The organism is Demequina globuliformis (genome assembly GCF_000975155.1).
In the GTDB taxonomy this organism is placed as follows: Bacteria; Actinomycetota; Actinomycetes; order Actinomycetales; family Demequinaceae; genus Demequina; species Demequina globuliformis.
In genome coordinates, this window is the sequence record NZ_BBRG01000001.1 from 944977 (window position 1) to 957886 (window position 12910).

16 protein-coding genes are annotated in these 12910 nt (G+C 67.2%); 12 read left to right on the forward strand and 4 right to left on the reverse strand.

The genetic code is table 11. From position 1 onward, the window contains the following. Positions 1-6 precede the first annotated feature (6 nt). The 8 genes from AOP75_RS04360 (at position 7) to dtd (ending at position 4378) form a co-directional block, all read left to right on the forward strand. Complete coding sequence (locus AOP75_RS04360; protein WP_062077086.1) at positions 7-441, forward strand: thioredoxin family protein; 435 nt, start codon at positions 7-9, stop codon at positions 439-441. A 33-nt stretch (positions 442-474) separates the two neighbouring features. Next, positions 475-933 carry a DUF4395 domain-containing protein gene (locus tag AOP75_RS04365; RefSeq protein ID WP_062077087.1) on the forward strand — a complete coding sequence of 153 codons (459 nt, stop codon included), beginning with the start codon at positions 475-477 and terminating at the stop codon, positions 931-933. 110 nt (positions 934-1043) lie between these two features. Continuing rightward, on the forward strand, positions 1044-1625 hold the full coding sequence (locus AOP75_RS04370) for a heme-binding beta-barrel domain-containing protein (RefSeq protein ID WP_369345455.1): 582 nt from the start codon (positions 1044-1046) through the stop codon (positions 1623-1625). 57 nt (positions 1626-1682) lie between these two features. Beyond that, a complete protein-coding gene (gene ygfZ / locus AOP75_RS04375; protein ID WP_062077089.1) occupies positions 1683-2825 on the forward strand; it encodes a CAF17-like 4Fe-4S cluster assembly/insertion protein YgfZ in 1143 nt (380 codons plus the stop codon). A gap of 53 nt (positions 2826-2878) precedes the next feature. Next, positions 2879-3139, forward strand: a complete 261-nt coding sequence (locus AOP75_RS04380; RefSeq protein WP_062077090.1) for a type II toxin-antitoxin system Phd/YefM family antitoxin — start codon at positions 2879-2881, stop codon at positions 3137-3139. Between the two features lie 3 nt (positions 3140-3142). Next, complete coding sequence (locus tag AOP75_RS04385) at positions 3143-3574, forward strand: type II toxin-antitoxin system VapC family toxin (protein WP_062077091.1); 432 nt, start codon at positions 3143-3145, stop codon at positions 3572-3574. 31 nt (positions 3575-3605) lie between these two features. Next, the gene (locus AOP75_RS04390) at positions 3606-3947 is read left to right on the forward strand and encodes a DUF2516 family protein (RefSeq protein WP_062077092.1); all 342 of its coding nucleotides are present in this window, start codon (positions 3606-3608) and stop codon (positions 3945-3947) included. A 5-nt stretch (positions 3948-3952) separates the two neighbouring features. After that, positions 3953-4378, forward strand: a complete 426-nt coding sequence (gene dtd, locus AOP75_RS04395; protein WP_062077093.1) for a D-aminoacyl-tRNA deacylase — start codon at positions 3953-3955, stop codon at positions 4376-4378. An 83-nt stretch (positions 4379-4461) separates the two neighbouring features. Here dtd and AOP75_RS12600 read toward each other — a convergent pair whose 3' ends face one another. Continuing rightward, positions 4462-5343, reverse strand: a complete 882-nt coding sequence (locus AOP75_RS12600; RefSeq protein WP_062077094.1) for a hypothetical protein — start codon at positions 5341-5343, stop codon at positions 4462-4464. 199 nt (positions 5344-5542) lie between these two features. Here AOP75_RS12600 and AOP75_RS04405 point away from each other — a divergent pair, with 199 nt between their 5' ends. Both AOP75_RS04405 and AOP75_RS04410 read left to right on the forward strand, forming a co-directional pair. Beyond that, positions 5543-6808: a sensor histidine kinase gene (locus tag AOP75_RS04405; protein WP_161794531.1), complete on the forward strand. Its 1266-nt coding sequence runs from the start codon at positions 5543-5545 to the stop codon at positions 6806-6808. After that, positions 6805-7482, forward strand: coding sequence for a response regulator (locus AOP75_RS04410; RefSeq protein WP_062077096.1), 678 nt, complete (start codon positions 6805-6807; stop codon positions 7480-7482). The genes AOP75_RS04405 and AOP75_RS04410 overlap by 4 nt, the downstream gene beginning before the upstream one ends. Here AOP75_RS04410 and AOP75_RS04415 read toward each other — a convergent pair. Next, positions 7479-7721, reverse strand: a complete 243-nt coding sequence (locus AOP75_RS04415; protein ID WP_062077097.1) for a helix-turn-helix domain-containing protein — start codon at positions 7719-7721, stop codon at positions 7479-7481. The two genes, AOP75_RS04410 and AOP75_RS04415, sit on opposite strands and share 4 nt — an antisense overlap. Next, the gene (locus AOP75_RS04420; RefSeq protein WP_062077098.1) at positions 7718-8359 is read right to left on the reverse strand and encodes a hypothetical protein; all 642 of its coding nucleotides are present in this window, start codon (positions 8357-8359) and stop codon (positions 7718-7720) included. The genes AOP75_RS04415 and AOP75_RS04420 overlap by 4 nt, the downstream gene beginning before the upstream one ends. Before the next feature lie 273 nt (positions 8360-8632). Here AOP75_RS04420 and AOP75_RS04425 point away from each other — a divergent pair, with 273 nt between their 5' ends. Next, positions 8633-11230 (forward strand): ATP-dependent Clp protease ATP-binding subunit, encoded by a 2598-nt coding sequence (locus tag AOP75_RS04425; protein WP_062077099.1) that lies wholly within the window; start codon positions 8633-8635, stop codon positions 11228-11230. Positions 11231-11321: 91 nt separating this feature from the next. Here AOP75_RS04425 and AOP75_RS04430 read toward each other — a convergent pair whose 3' ends face one another. Then, a complete protein-coding gene (locus AOP75_RS04430) occupies positions 11322-11708 on the reverse strand; it encodes a DoxX family protein (protein ID WP_062077100.1) in 387 nt (128 codons plus the stop codon). Positions 11709-11854: 146 nt separating this feature from the next. Here AOP75_RS04430 and AOP75_RS04435 point away from each other — a divergent pair, with 146 nt between their 5' ends. Further along, the gene (locus AOP75_RS04435) at positions 11855-12868 is read left to right on the forward strand and encodes an aldo/keto reductase (RefSeq protein WP_062077101.1); all 1014 of its coding nucleotides are present in this window, start codon (positions 11855-11857) and stop codon (positions 12866-12868) included. The last annotated feature ends 42 nt before the right edge of the window (positions 12869-12910 follow it).

Below are 12910 nucleotides of genomic sequence, written 5' to 3' on the forward strand. Positions count from 1 at the left end.
GGTTCCATGCTCGTCAATGCACTGGTGGTGCTCGTGCTGCTCGCGGTCGCGAGCGCGTTCTATTGGTGGTGGCAACGCCGTCAAGGGCGCGTGCAGCACGTGGAGCGGGCCGATGCCGTGACGAGTGAGCAGTTGGGCGCCACTCGCGGGTACTACGCGACTTTTGTGCAGTTCTCGACGCCCATGTGCTCCAAATGCCCTGGCGCAGCGCGCCTGCTCACGACCATTGCCGGCGAGCAGCCGCACGTGGTGCACATCGACATCGATGCCTCGCAGCGCTTGGACCTCGCTCGCCGCTTCGACATCATGCGCACCCCCACCACGCTCGTCCTCGACGGCGACGGTCTTGTCGTCGCGCGCATGGACGGCGCCCCCACCCCCGATCAAGCACGGGCTGCACTCGCCGAGGTTGACTCCGCCGGCACCGAGTACGCCATCTAGACCCGAGCACACCATCGAGACCAAGGAACCCTCATGACTGATTCCGCCCCCGCCGTTCAGGACCGCCAGGTTGACCCGCGCGGCGTCCGCTTCGGTGCGGCCGTCACACTCGCCTTCGCGCTGATTGCGGTGATCGCCGGCGCCAGCACCCTCGGACTGGTCACCATGGCCATCCTCGCCGTGCTGTTCGCGCCCGGCGCCATCGTTGGCCCCCAGGCCACAGCGCAGTCCTGGCTCTTCTCGCGCCTGGTGCGTCCGCGAATCGGCCCTCCCCACGAGACCGAGTCCTTCCGTCCTCCCCGGTTTGCCCAGCAGATGGGCTTCGCCATGTCGCTGCTCGCCCTCGTCCTCGGTCTGGCCGGCGTGGGAGTTGGTTACATGATCTTCGCCGCGATGGTCCTGGTGGCTTCCTTCCTCAACGCCGTCTTTGGGTTCTGCCTTGGTTGCGAGATCTACCTCGCGGTGCGCAAGGCCACCACTCGCGCGGCGTGAACACGCGGCCTTGCCGACCACCGCACAAGCCGTAGTAAAGTTGGGCACACTATGACTGCATTGGAAGCTGTCTTCACGGCCCTCGCTGTGCTTGCCTTCGGCGGCGCGGCTTGGACGTCTGGCATCGTCGCCTGGCGTCTGCTGAGGAGTCCTCGACGTTGACGTTCACCATTCCCGACGACATGGCGCCCGAGGCCTACCCCCTGGCGTGGCTCGTGGGCCACTGGCAGGGCCATGGGGAGATTGAATACCCCGGCATCCCCAAGGTAGAGATCCTCCAAGACATCGAGTTCGACCACGACGGCGGCCCCTACCTCACGTACAACTGCACCACGTGGCTGCGGGGCGAGGGTGACGATGCTGGCCAGGTGTGGAGCGTCGAGTCCGGATTTTGGCGCGTAGCGCCCCAGGCGCCCGAGGGCGTCGAGTTGCAGGACTTCCAGCACCCCCTTGAGATCGTCATGACGGAGGCTTCAGGGGTGCTGACCTGCTACATGGGCGCCGTTGGCAACGGACGCATCGATATGGCAACGCGGTTCGCGGCCGCCACCGAGTCCGGACCCGAGGTGCGCGGCGCCACCCGCATGTACGGCCTGGTCGAGGGCGAGCTGATGTGGGCGTGGGACCTCGCTGCCTTTGGGCAGGAGCTGCAGTCCTACCTGAGCGCCCGGCTCACGCGCGTCGAGTCCTAACCGCGCAGGCACGTAGCCTGGGTGGAATCTCTTCACCCTTGGAGGCGTTCCCCAGCCATGACTTCCCCCTTGTTGACCCACCACGGCGCGGTCGAGGCCGCGGGCCCAGACGCCGGCGTCGCCTGGCACTACGGTGACCCCACCGCGGAGCAGCGCGCCCTCGCTGGCGGGCGGGCGGTCGTCGACCAATCACACCTGGGCGTAGTGACCGTCACCGGTCCCGACCGACTCACGTGGCTGGACTCCCTCACGACCCAGCAGGTCGCGTCCCTCCAACCCGGCGAGTCGAGCGAACTGATGATCCTGTCCCCGCAGGGCCGGGTGGAGCACGTCGCAGGGATTGTGGATGACGGCGAGACTGCCTGGCTCATCTCGGAGACCGCGCCAGCCTTGGCCACGTTCCTGGACCGCATGAGGTTTATGTTGCGTGTCGAGGTGGCGGACGTCACGGAGCAGTGGGCCGCGCTCGGCGAGGCCGTGTCCGCGCCAGCCGCAGCCGGTGAGCCCGTGACCTGGGTGGACCCGTGGCCACACATCAGTGCCGGCGGCACCACCTACAGCGCCGACCCGACCGCCACCCACCCCGGCTCCGAGCGGGCCTGGCGTCTGGTGTTGGTGCCCCGGGAGGACATCGAGTCGGAGGTCGAGGCCCGCCTTGCCGCAGGGTGGATGCTGGCCGGAACGTGGGCGAGTGAGGCGGAGCGGATCGCCGCACACCGCCCCCGCGCCGCGACCGAGGTCGACGAGACCACGCTGCCGCACGAGTTGGACTGGCTCCGCACGGGCGTGCACCTCCACAAGGGCTGCTACCGCGGCCAAGAGACCGTCGCCAAGGTCCATAACGTGGGCCGGCCGCCGCGTCGCCTCACGATGCTGCACCTGGACGGGTCCGCACACGTGGTGCCTGATCTAGGCGCAGACGTCACGATGGGCGAGGACGGCAAGGTGGTTGGGCGGGTCACGTCCGTCGCGCGCCACCATGAGTATGGCCCGATCGCGCTGGCCGTTCTCAAGCGCTCGGTCGACCCTTCCGCGGTGGTCACGGTGCCCTCCGATGGTGGGTTGCTCGCGGCGAGCCAGGAGCTGATTGTGAACGCCGATGGCTTCTCCGCCGACCGTCCCGACAAGCCCGGCCCCACCATGAAGGGGCTGCTGATGGGCAAGGGTTGCGCAGCTGACGGCGGCGACATTCCGGCGTAACCCGTCGCGCGCCTGCCGCGCCCGTCGGTAACGGCGGGGTTACGGTGGGAGGCGTGGAACTCACAGTGACGCAGCTGCGAAAAGACCTGACACGGGCACTCGAAGCCGTGAAGGCAGGTGACGAGGTCGTCATCACCGAGCGGGGCGCGCCTATTGCGCGCTTGGGTGGAGTGGAGTCCTCCACGTTGCTGGCACAGCTCGAAGCCGACGGCGTTCTCACCCCACCTGCCCAGTCGCGCGCCGTGCCTCGCTTGCCGGAGGCGGAGGCCGCGAAGGACGCCCTGTCCAGCCTCCTGGGCCGGCTGCGGAGGTAAACGGTGGCGCTGGTCTATTTCGACACGTCCGCCCTGGTCAAGCTGTGCGTCCTGGAGACGGGTTCACCCCTGGCCGTCGCGCTGTGGAAGCGGGCCGATGCCGTGGTCACGTCCCGAATCGCCGACGCCGAAGTGCGGGCGGTGCTGGGCGCTGCCGAGCGCATAGGCCGCCTCGATGCCGCCCCCGCAGGGCAGGCACGGGCCAGATGGGACGAACTGTGGCCGTCGCTGGCCACCATTGAGGTCGCATCCGACGTCGCGGCGCTGAGCGGTGACCTCGCAGACCGACGGCCGTTGCGGGCAGGGGACGCGCTACACCTCGCGAGCGCCCTGCAACTGAGAGACGCCGACCCGGTGTTCGCCGCGTGGGACCGGGGCCTCGCCGCTGCGGCGCACGCGGAGGGCCTGACTGTCCTTCCCCCTACACTGGCGTGAGTCTGATCGCACTCGACAGTCAAGGGAAGTCATGTTCGGCACTTTGCAGCAGCTCATCGTGTTCGCCCTGTCGACGGCCGCCTTCGTAGGCGCCATCTGGGGTCTCATCGACGCGGCCCGCCGTCCCAACTCCGCCTTCCAAGCCGCGGGCAAGCAATCCAAGACGTTGTGGGTCGTGATTCTTGCCGCCGCGACCGTCGTGGCGTTCCTCGCGCTGCCGTGGCCGCTGGGCACCGGCGGGGGCATTGGCGGCATTCTCGGGATCGCTGCCGTCGTGGCCGTCATCGTCTACTTCGTCGACGTGCGGCCAAAGGTGTCACAGTATGGAGGGCCGCCTCAGGGCCGCAACCGCATGAATCAGGGCGGCTGGTAGGGCCCGTGCGCGCGGTCGTGCAGCGCGCCAAACGCGCTTCCGTCACGGTGGACGGCGCCGTGACGGCCTCATTCACGACGCAAGGACTCGTCGCATTGGTGGGCGCCACCCACGACGACGGCGCGGACCAGGTCGAGACGATTGCGCGCAAGATCGCTGAGCTGCGCATCCTGGACAACGAAAAGTCCGCAACGGACGTGGGTGCCCCCGTCATTGTGGTGTCCCAGTTCACCCTGTACGCGGATGTGCGCAAGGGCCGCCGGCCCTCGTGGAACGGCGCCGCGCCCGGGCCCGTCGCGGAGCCCCTGGTGGAGGCCGTGGTCGATGCGCTCCGAGCCCGCGGGCTCACCGTTGGTACGGGGGTCTTTGGCGCCATGATGGACGTTGAACTCGTGAACGACGGCCCCATGACGATTCTTATCGAGGCGTAGGCCCGTCGGCCCCGTTCTCGCGCTGCATGGCCGGGTAGCGCCCTCAGCGGCACCACCCGGCCATGTCCCCCCGCGTGGGACCGCTACTGCGTTGGCAGCGCGAAGAACACGTCGTCGCCAAAGAGGCCGGGCGTCACCCGCATGAGGCCATCCAGGGAGTCGGGCACCAGGTACGCGATGCGGCCGTCCTCGGTGGCGTCGGTGTACAGCTCTGCGAGGGAGTCGAAGTCGGGCTCCAGGCCCATCACGAACGAGTCGTGAGCGCCCACCACAGTGCCGTCGGCGGTGACGTAGTCAAAGCTGAGCTCAAAGGTAGAACCGGTGTCCTCGCCCAGGTAGGTGGCGGCGACGTCCGCGATGACCCACTGGCTGCCCTCGGGGGCCTCGTCGTTGAACTCGTTTGCGGCCGCGATGTCCGCAGCGGCGTCGGCGGTGAAGTCGGTGAGCTCGACGCGCCAGTCGTTGTTCTCAATCACGTCACCAAAGGCATACGGGTTGTCGCGAGTGCCAGCCTCGGCGGTGGCCTCCTGGGGCGCGGCATCCTCGTCGCCCGCCTCAGCCGCTGCGCTGGGCTCAGCCCCGGCATCGGCCTCATCCTCGGTCACCACCACCGTGTCGCCGCCACCGGCCTCCTCGAATGCGTCCGAGACCGCCGTGGCAGCCACCGCGAGGAACACGATCACTCCCACGATGGTGCCCACCACGGAGACGATGATCGCCGCGATGCCCATGCCCTTCTTCTGGCCCTTGCGAGTCACCGCGACAATTCCCAGGATGAAGCCGACTGGCAAGAGAATCCAGCCCACAATCAGTGCGCCGGGGATGCACGCGAAAAGGAAGCCCGCGGCGGCCGTGATCAGCGCGATCAGTCCCATGCGGTTCTTGGCGGGCGCCTCGGCGGCGGGCGTCGGCATGGGCTGGGGAGCGCCGGCGGGAGCGGCCGGAGGCGTGGGGTTCTGCGTCATGATGTCCTCAGTTCGTAAGGTCGGGCGGCGCCGGTCGGAGCCGCTGTCCCGGATGGGTTGACACCACCCTGTCCGGGGGCCTGTGCCGGGCGCATCGGCCATTCGGTCAGCGTGCATGGCCGATCGGACACCAACCGTGGCCAAGCGGCGGGTGTGCGTGTCGCCCCCTGCAAATAGGGTGTGCGGTATGGAACCGCCCGTGACTCAGCCGCCGCCCCTGCGCCGCTCCGGTGTGCGGGCATGGGACTTTGGGCTGTACGGGCTGGGCTTCCTGTTCACGGTGATCGGGCTCATGAATCTCCCGCCAGCGTGGACAAACGGGTCTTCGAGCATGCTCGTTCTGGCGTGGGCCCTCGGCGTCGGCGCATGGGTGACGGTGTTCTTCCGTCGCTCGCGCCCGCTCCTGGTAGTTGGCGCAGGCGCCGTGCTGGCGCTGATAGGCAGCGAGTACCTGCTCATGCTCATCGGCGTGTACCACGCGCTCGTAGTCGCCAACAGGCGCCGTCAGCTCGTTCTCGGCGGCGCCGCCACGGGAATCGTGGGCCTCTTTTGGCTCCGCGAGATCACCACCGTATGGGGCGACCAGGCCGCCTACGCCGCCGACGAGTCCGCACTAACAGCCGCGATCGTCAGCGGCTTCGTTGCCTTGGCAAGCCTGGCCGTGACCTTCGGACTAGCGGCGCTGTCGCATAGCCAGCGCGCAGCCGACTCCCAGCGCGCGCGGGCCGACACCGAGCACACGCTCGCCACACAGTTGGGCGACGAACTTGCCCGCCAGGCCGAACGCAGCGAGATCGCGCGCGAGATTCACGATGGCCTCACGAACAAGTTGGCGTTGGTGTCGATGATGAGCGCCAATGTGGAGAAGGCGGTGGTCCAGGGTGACCCGCGGGCACCGGGACTGGCGCGCGAACTGCAAGGCCAGGCGCGGCTCGCGCTCGCCGAGTTGCGTGGCCTGGTGGAGAACCTGCGCACCGAGCCGGATTCAGCGCACGCTGCTCGGGGGAGCATGCGGACGGTGGGCGAGGTCATCACGGCTACGCGCGCGGCGGGAACGCCCGTCGACGCGATCGTCATCTTGGACGGCGCGCACCATGCGCCCGAGTCCCTGGACTCCGCGGTCTACCGACTCGTTCAAGAGGCCCTCACGAATGCGGTCAAGCATGCACCGGGGCGCACCATCTCGCTCTTCCTGGAGGCCAACCCCACCTCCGGAGTGCGACTGCGTGTCACGAATGTGCTCGCGGCCGTGCCGCACTCGGGCGATGGTCGAGGCGCCGGCGCTGGGCTGGTCGGCATCCGCGAGCGCGTCACCGCCTTGCACGGGACGCTCTGGGCAGGGCCGTACGAGGGCGAGTTCATCGTGGACGTGACCGTCCCGTGGCCGGCGCCGTCCGTCTCGGCGGCCGATGCCCCTGCTGGGGCGGCAACCGGCGTTCCGGGAGAATCTAGGGTGGGCCCATGAGCTCTGACGGCCCGCACGCGTCGCCCGCCACCATCACGGTCGTGATCGCCGACGACGACCCGATGGTGCGCAACCAGGTGCGCTTCCTGCTCGACACGAACGACTCGGTCAGGATCGCGGGCGAAGCGGCCGATGGCCACCAGGCCGTCGCCGCTGTCGCCGCCCATCGTCCCGACCTTGTGCTGATGGACGTCTCGATGCCAGGGATCTCCGGCATCGAGGCCACCCGTGCGATCGCGGCCACCGGAGCAGGCACGCGCGTCATCGCGTTAACCGCCCTTGGCCATGACGACGTGTTGATGGGCATGCTTGCGGCCGGCGCGGCCGGGTTTGTTCCCAAGGAGTACGCGATCGAGGATCTCGAGGCCGCGATCACGTGCGTCGCCCGTGGCGACAGCTATGTGTCACCCCACTGCCAGCCCGCGCTCATTCGCCAGTTGACACAGGGCGGGGCCCACGCGGGGCGCGATCAGGCTCGGCAGCAGTTGTCCTCGCTGTCCGACCGGGAACGTGAGGTCGCCAACCACGTGGCGACGGGCGCCAAGACCGCCCAGATAGCGTCGGCGCTGTACGTGTCCGAGTCGACCGTGAAGAGCCAACTGGACTCCATCCGCACCAAACTGGGCGTGTCCAGCCGCGAGGAGATCGCCGTCTTGGTCGAGCGAGCGCGTTAACTGGGGCGAGCAGCGTCCCGCACCAGCAAGTCGCCCACCTCGCAATCGAGCACCGCGCAGATCGCGGCCAGCGTCGAATAGCGGATGGCCTTCGCGCGGTCATTCTTGAGCACAGACAAGTTCACGACAGAGACCCCGACCGCCTCGCTCAGCGCAGTCAGAGTCATGCCTCGCGCATCCAGGAGCTCGTCGAGCCGGCAGTGAATGCCCGTGTCCTCGTTGCTCTCCGCTGGGCTCATACCAGGCCCTCCGTGTCGCGCTGGAGGCGTTCGCCCACCTGAAAGGCGGCCGCAAACGCTCCCACCACGAGATACACAAAGAACGGCGCAAGACTCGTCTCGAAGATGACGTAATCGTCGTAGGTGTAGTCGCTCAACGCGGACAATGCACCGTTCGTCGTCATGTTCATCAGCACTCCTGAACCAAACCACCCGACCAAGAGCACGCCAGCTCCAATGTAGATCAGTCGCGATGTCCGCCCGCTAAACGCAGTGCCGCGGGCAAGGCGAAGGAACAGCGCAGCAGCGAATCCGCACGCGACAATGACCATGAGGGCTGTCCAGATGGGTTGGGCGTAGAGCGCAAAGAGAGTCGCCGGCGCCGGGTTCGGCACCACCACCGTGGCCGTGTCGACGGAGGCGGTCACCGCCGCACCGTCAGGGCCCAACGGCAGCTCGGCCTCGTGGCCAGACAGGGGCACGGTGACGGGCACATCGCGCCCATCGCCCACCTCGCGAAGTCGCCCCACCGCCGGCACCAACGCCAGCAATGACCCCAACGCCACCACGCCGATCGAGATGTACATGCCGATGCGATCGGCCTTGTCCAACATCCGCTGATTGCCCGCAGGCCCCGTGCCGCTTGATGACTCACCCATGGCGTCCCCTTATCGATTTTCGTTGTTATCGATAAACGATACATATCGATGATCGTTACGTCAACGGCGGGCCCGCCCGGCCCGCGCGGGACGCAGGGCGACCCGAGTGCGGGCGCCCAACGGGCATCGGCCCTCATCACGCTCACGGCGTAGTGTTCATGCCCCTAGCGAACACGGCAATATAGGCCCCCTCCCGCTCGTTAGCCTGGACAGCAGATACCGGTGAACTGAGGCGACCCCGCCCACGAGCCGGCTGGTCTTGAGGAGGCAAAAATGTTCGAGCGGTTCACTGATCGGGCCCGACGAGTCGTGGTGCTGGCGCAGGAAGAAGCGCGCATGCTCAACCACAACTACATCGGCACCGAGCACATCCTGCTGGGTCTGGTTCGCGAGGGCGAAGGAGTCGCCGCCAAGGCGCTGGAGTCCATGGACATCTCGCTGAACGCCGTGCGCGAGCAGGTCCAGGAGATCATCGGAGAGGGCTCGCACGCCCCATCCGGCCACATCCCCTTCACCCCGCGCGCCAAGAAGGTTCTGGAGCTGTCCCTGCGCGAGGCGCTGCAGCTGGGTCACAACTACATCGGCACCGAGCACATCCTGCTGGGCCTCATCCGCGAGGGTGAAGGCGTCGCGGCGAAGGTGCTCGACAAGCTGGGTGCTGACCTCGGTTCGGTTCGCCAGCAGGTCATTCAGCTCCTCAGCGGCTACGAGGGCAAGGAGCCGGCCACTGCTGGCGCCGGTCCCGCAGAGGGCACCCCGGCCGGGTCCACGGTGCTGGACCAGTTTGGCCGTAACTACACGCAGGCAGCGCGCGAAGGCAAGCTCGACCCCGTCGTGGGACGCGAGCTCATCCAGGAGCGCGTGATGCAGGTGCTCAGCCGCCGCACCAAGAACAACCCCGTCCTGATTGGCGAGCCCGGCGTCGGTAAGACCGCCGTCGTCGAAGGCCTTGCCCAGGCGATCGTGCGCGGCGACGTGCCGGAGACCCTGAAGGACAAGCACCTCTACACGCTTGACCTCGGATCGCTCGTGGCTGGCTCGCGCTACCGCGGTGACTTCGAGGAGCGCCTCAAGAAGGTGCTGAAGGAGATCCGCACCCGCGGCGACATCATCCTGTTCATCGATGAGATCCACACCCTCGTGGGCGCAGGTGCGGCCGAGGGCGCCATCGACGCGGCCTCGATTTTGAAGCCGATGCTTGCCCGCGGTGAGCTGCAGACCATCGGTGCCACCACGCTGGACGAGTACCGCAAGAACGTGGAGAAGGACCCCGCGCTCGAGCGTCGCTTCCAGCCCATTCAGGTTCCCGAGCCCGAGCTCGCGCACGCCATCGAGATCCTCAAGGGTCTGCGCGACCGCTACGAGGCGTTCCACCGCGTCACCATCACGGACGAGGCCATCGTGGCCGCCGCCCAGATGGCTGACCGCTACATCTCCGACCGGTTCCTGCCGGACAAGGCGATCGACCTGATCGATGAGGCCGGTGCGCGCCTGCGCATCCGTCGCATGACCAGCCCGCCGGAACTGCGTGACCTCGACGAGCGCATCGCAGAGGTGCGTCGCGAGAAGGAGTCGGCGATCGACGAGCAGCAGTTCGAGAAGGCTGCGAACCTTCGCGATGTTGAGCGCCGCCTGTCCGAGGAGCGCGCGGAGAAGGAAGAGGCCTGGAAGTCCGGCGACCTCGACGTTGCCGCTGTGGTCGACGAGGAACTGATCGCCGAGGTTCTCGCAATGTCCACCGGTGTGCCGGTGACCCGCGTGTCCTCCGACGAGTCCTCGCGCCTGCTCCAGATGGAGTCCGAGCTGCACAAGCGCGTCATTGGTCAGGAGCAGGCCATCAAGGTCCTGTCCCAGTCCATCCGCCGCACCCGTGCCGGCCTGAAGGACCCCAAGCGTCCCGGTGGTTCGTTCATCTTCGCCGGTCCCACCGGTGTCGGAAAGACGGAGCTCGCCAAGACCCTTGCCGAGTTCCTGTTCGGCGACGAGGACGCGCTCATCTCGCTCGACATGTCCGAGTACGGCGAGAAGCACACCGTGGCTCGCCTCTTCGGTGCGCCTCCCGGCTACGTGGGCTTCGAAGAGGGCGGCCAGCTCACCGAGAAGGTCCGCCGCAAGCCGTTCTCCGTGGTGCTGTTCGACGAGGTCGAGAAGGCCCACCCGGACATCTTCAACTCGCTGCTGCAGATCCTGGAAGACGGAAAGCTCACCGACGCCCAGGGCCGCGAGGTCAATTTCAAGAACACCATCGTGATCATGACCACGAACCTGGGTGCAGACGCCATCTCGCGTCGCCAGGCCACGGGCTTCTCGGTGCAGTCGGAAACCGGCCACACCTACGAAGAGATGACCAAGCTGGTGAACGGAAAGCTCAAGGAGCACTTCAAGCCTGAATTCCTCAACCGCGTGGACAACGTGGTGGTCTTCCCGCAGCTCACGCAGGACGAGATCGTGGAGATCGTGGACCTCATGGTCGCCCGCCTCGACGAGCGTATGCGCGACAAGGACATGGCGATCGAGCTCACCGATGCCGCGAAGCGCCTGCTGGCGGAGAAGGGCTACGACCCCGTGTTGGGTGCCCGTCCCTTGCGCCGCGCCTTGCAGCGTGAGATCGAGGACCCGTTGAGCGAGAAGATCCTCTTTGGCGAGGTCACGTCCGGCCAGTTGGTGCAGGTTGACGCTCAGGGCGAAGGCATCCTGGGTGAGTTCACCTTCACCGGTATTGACCGCAGCGACCTCCTCAGCGACGCCGACATCCCTGCCGAGGAGCGCGAGGTGCGCGTCGGAGGCGGCGAGGCCGAGGGTGCGGATGTCCCCCGCGACGGTGGCTCGTCCGACAACGGCGGCGATGCTCAGGCAGCCGCCAACGAGTAAGTCTCAGTAAGCCGAAAGGCCCCGGCTCCCTCGAGGGAGCCGGGGCCTTTCGCGTTGATGCTGCCTGCCGCACCGCGTGCGGCGACGATGACTAGTTGCCGCCGAGCGAGAACTCGCCAATGCGGCCCACAAAGACGATGAGCGCAATCACCATCAGCAGCGCCGGCACAGTGATGTTGGCCAGCGGGTCACCGCGACGAATGTGCACGAACGCCGCGCCACCGCCAATGACCATGAGTCCGGCTGCGGCCACGGGGACAATCCACGGGATGAAGCCGATGATCGGAAACAAGACGACGGCGATAGAGCCCACGATCTCCGCCGCACCAATGAGGCGCACCTGCTTGTCGTCGAAGTCGTTTGCCCAGTCCTGGCCCAGTTCAATTGAGCGAGCCTTGCCGCGCACCAAGTGGACAAAGCCCGACGGGATAAAGACGGCGGCGAGTGCGATCACAGCGACCCATAGAGCTGCATCCATGGTGGTCCTCCTCAGTTGAACTTCCTTGCTGAGGTCAGACTATTGCAGGTGGGCGTTCCGCACGGCCTGCGCCGGGCCAATACCGCCGTGTCCCACCTCCTACCAAACGGTCAGCAGAACCCGAGAATCGGCCCTACCCTAGAAAGATGACTCACACACCCCACGTCGCCGCCGACGATCGCTACGAGACCATGAAGTACCGCCGCTCCGGTAAGTCGGGCCTGAAGCTCCCCGGCGTCAGCCTGGGGCTGTGGCACAACTTCGGCGGTGCGAACGACACCGACACGATGCGCGACACCATCCGCACCGCTTTCGACCTGGGTGTCACGCACTACGACCTCGCGAACAACTACGGCCCTCCCGCCGGCTCCGCCGAGGAGAACTTTGGTCGCATTTTCCACCAGGACTTGGCGCCGTACCGCGACGAGATCCTGATCTCGTCCAAGGCGGGGTACTACATGTGGCCCGGGCCCTACGGCGAGTGGGGCTCGCGCAAGAACCTGCTGTCATCGCTCGACCAGTCGTTGACCCGCATGCGCCTGGACTACGTCGACATCTTCTACTCGCACCGCTTTGACCCCGACACGCCGCTCGAGGAGACCATCGGGGCGCTGGACACCGCGGTGCGTAGCGGCCGCGCGCTGTACGCGGGCATCTCCAATTATGGACCCGAGCAGACGCGCGAGGCGGTGCGTATTGCTCGCGACCTCGGCACGCCCATCCTCATCAACCAGTTCCCGTACTCGATGTTTGAGCGCACCCCTGAAGACGGGCTGCTCGACACCCTCGATGCTGAGGGCCTGGGGTCGATCGTGTTCTCGCCGCTCGCGCAGGGGATGCTGACCGACCGCTACCTCAACGGCGTGCCAGAGGGCTCGCGCGCGACGCACTCGCAGTTCCTCAGCGAGAACCAACTGACCCCCACCTACCTCGAGCGGGTGGGCGCCCTCAACGAGATCGCGAAGGGCCGCGGCCAGACGCTGGCACAGTTGGCGATTCAGTGGGTGCTGCGTGGCGATCGCGTCACGTCCGCGCTCGTGGGCGCGTCTTCGGCCAAGCAGCTGCGGGACACGGTCGCGGCGCTGGACTTCGCGCCGCTTAGCGAGGACGAGGTCGCAGCGATCGAGCCGCACGCCGTTCACGGCACGCACCACCGCTAATCCCACCCTCCCCCTTTAGCCAAATGGCTCCATTTCGCTGTT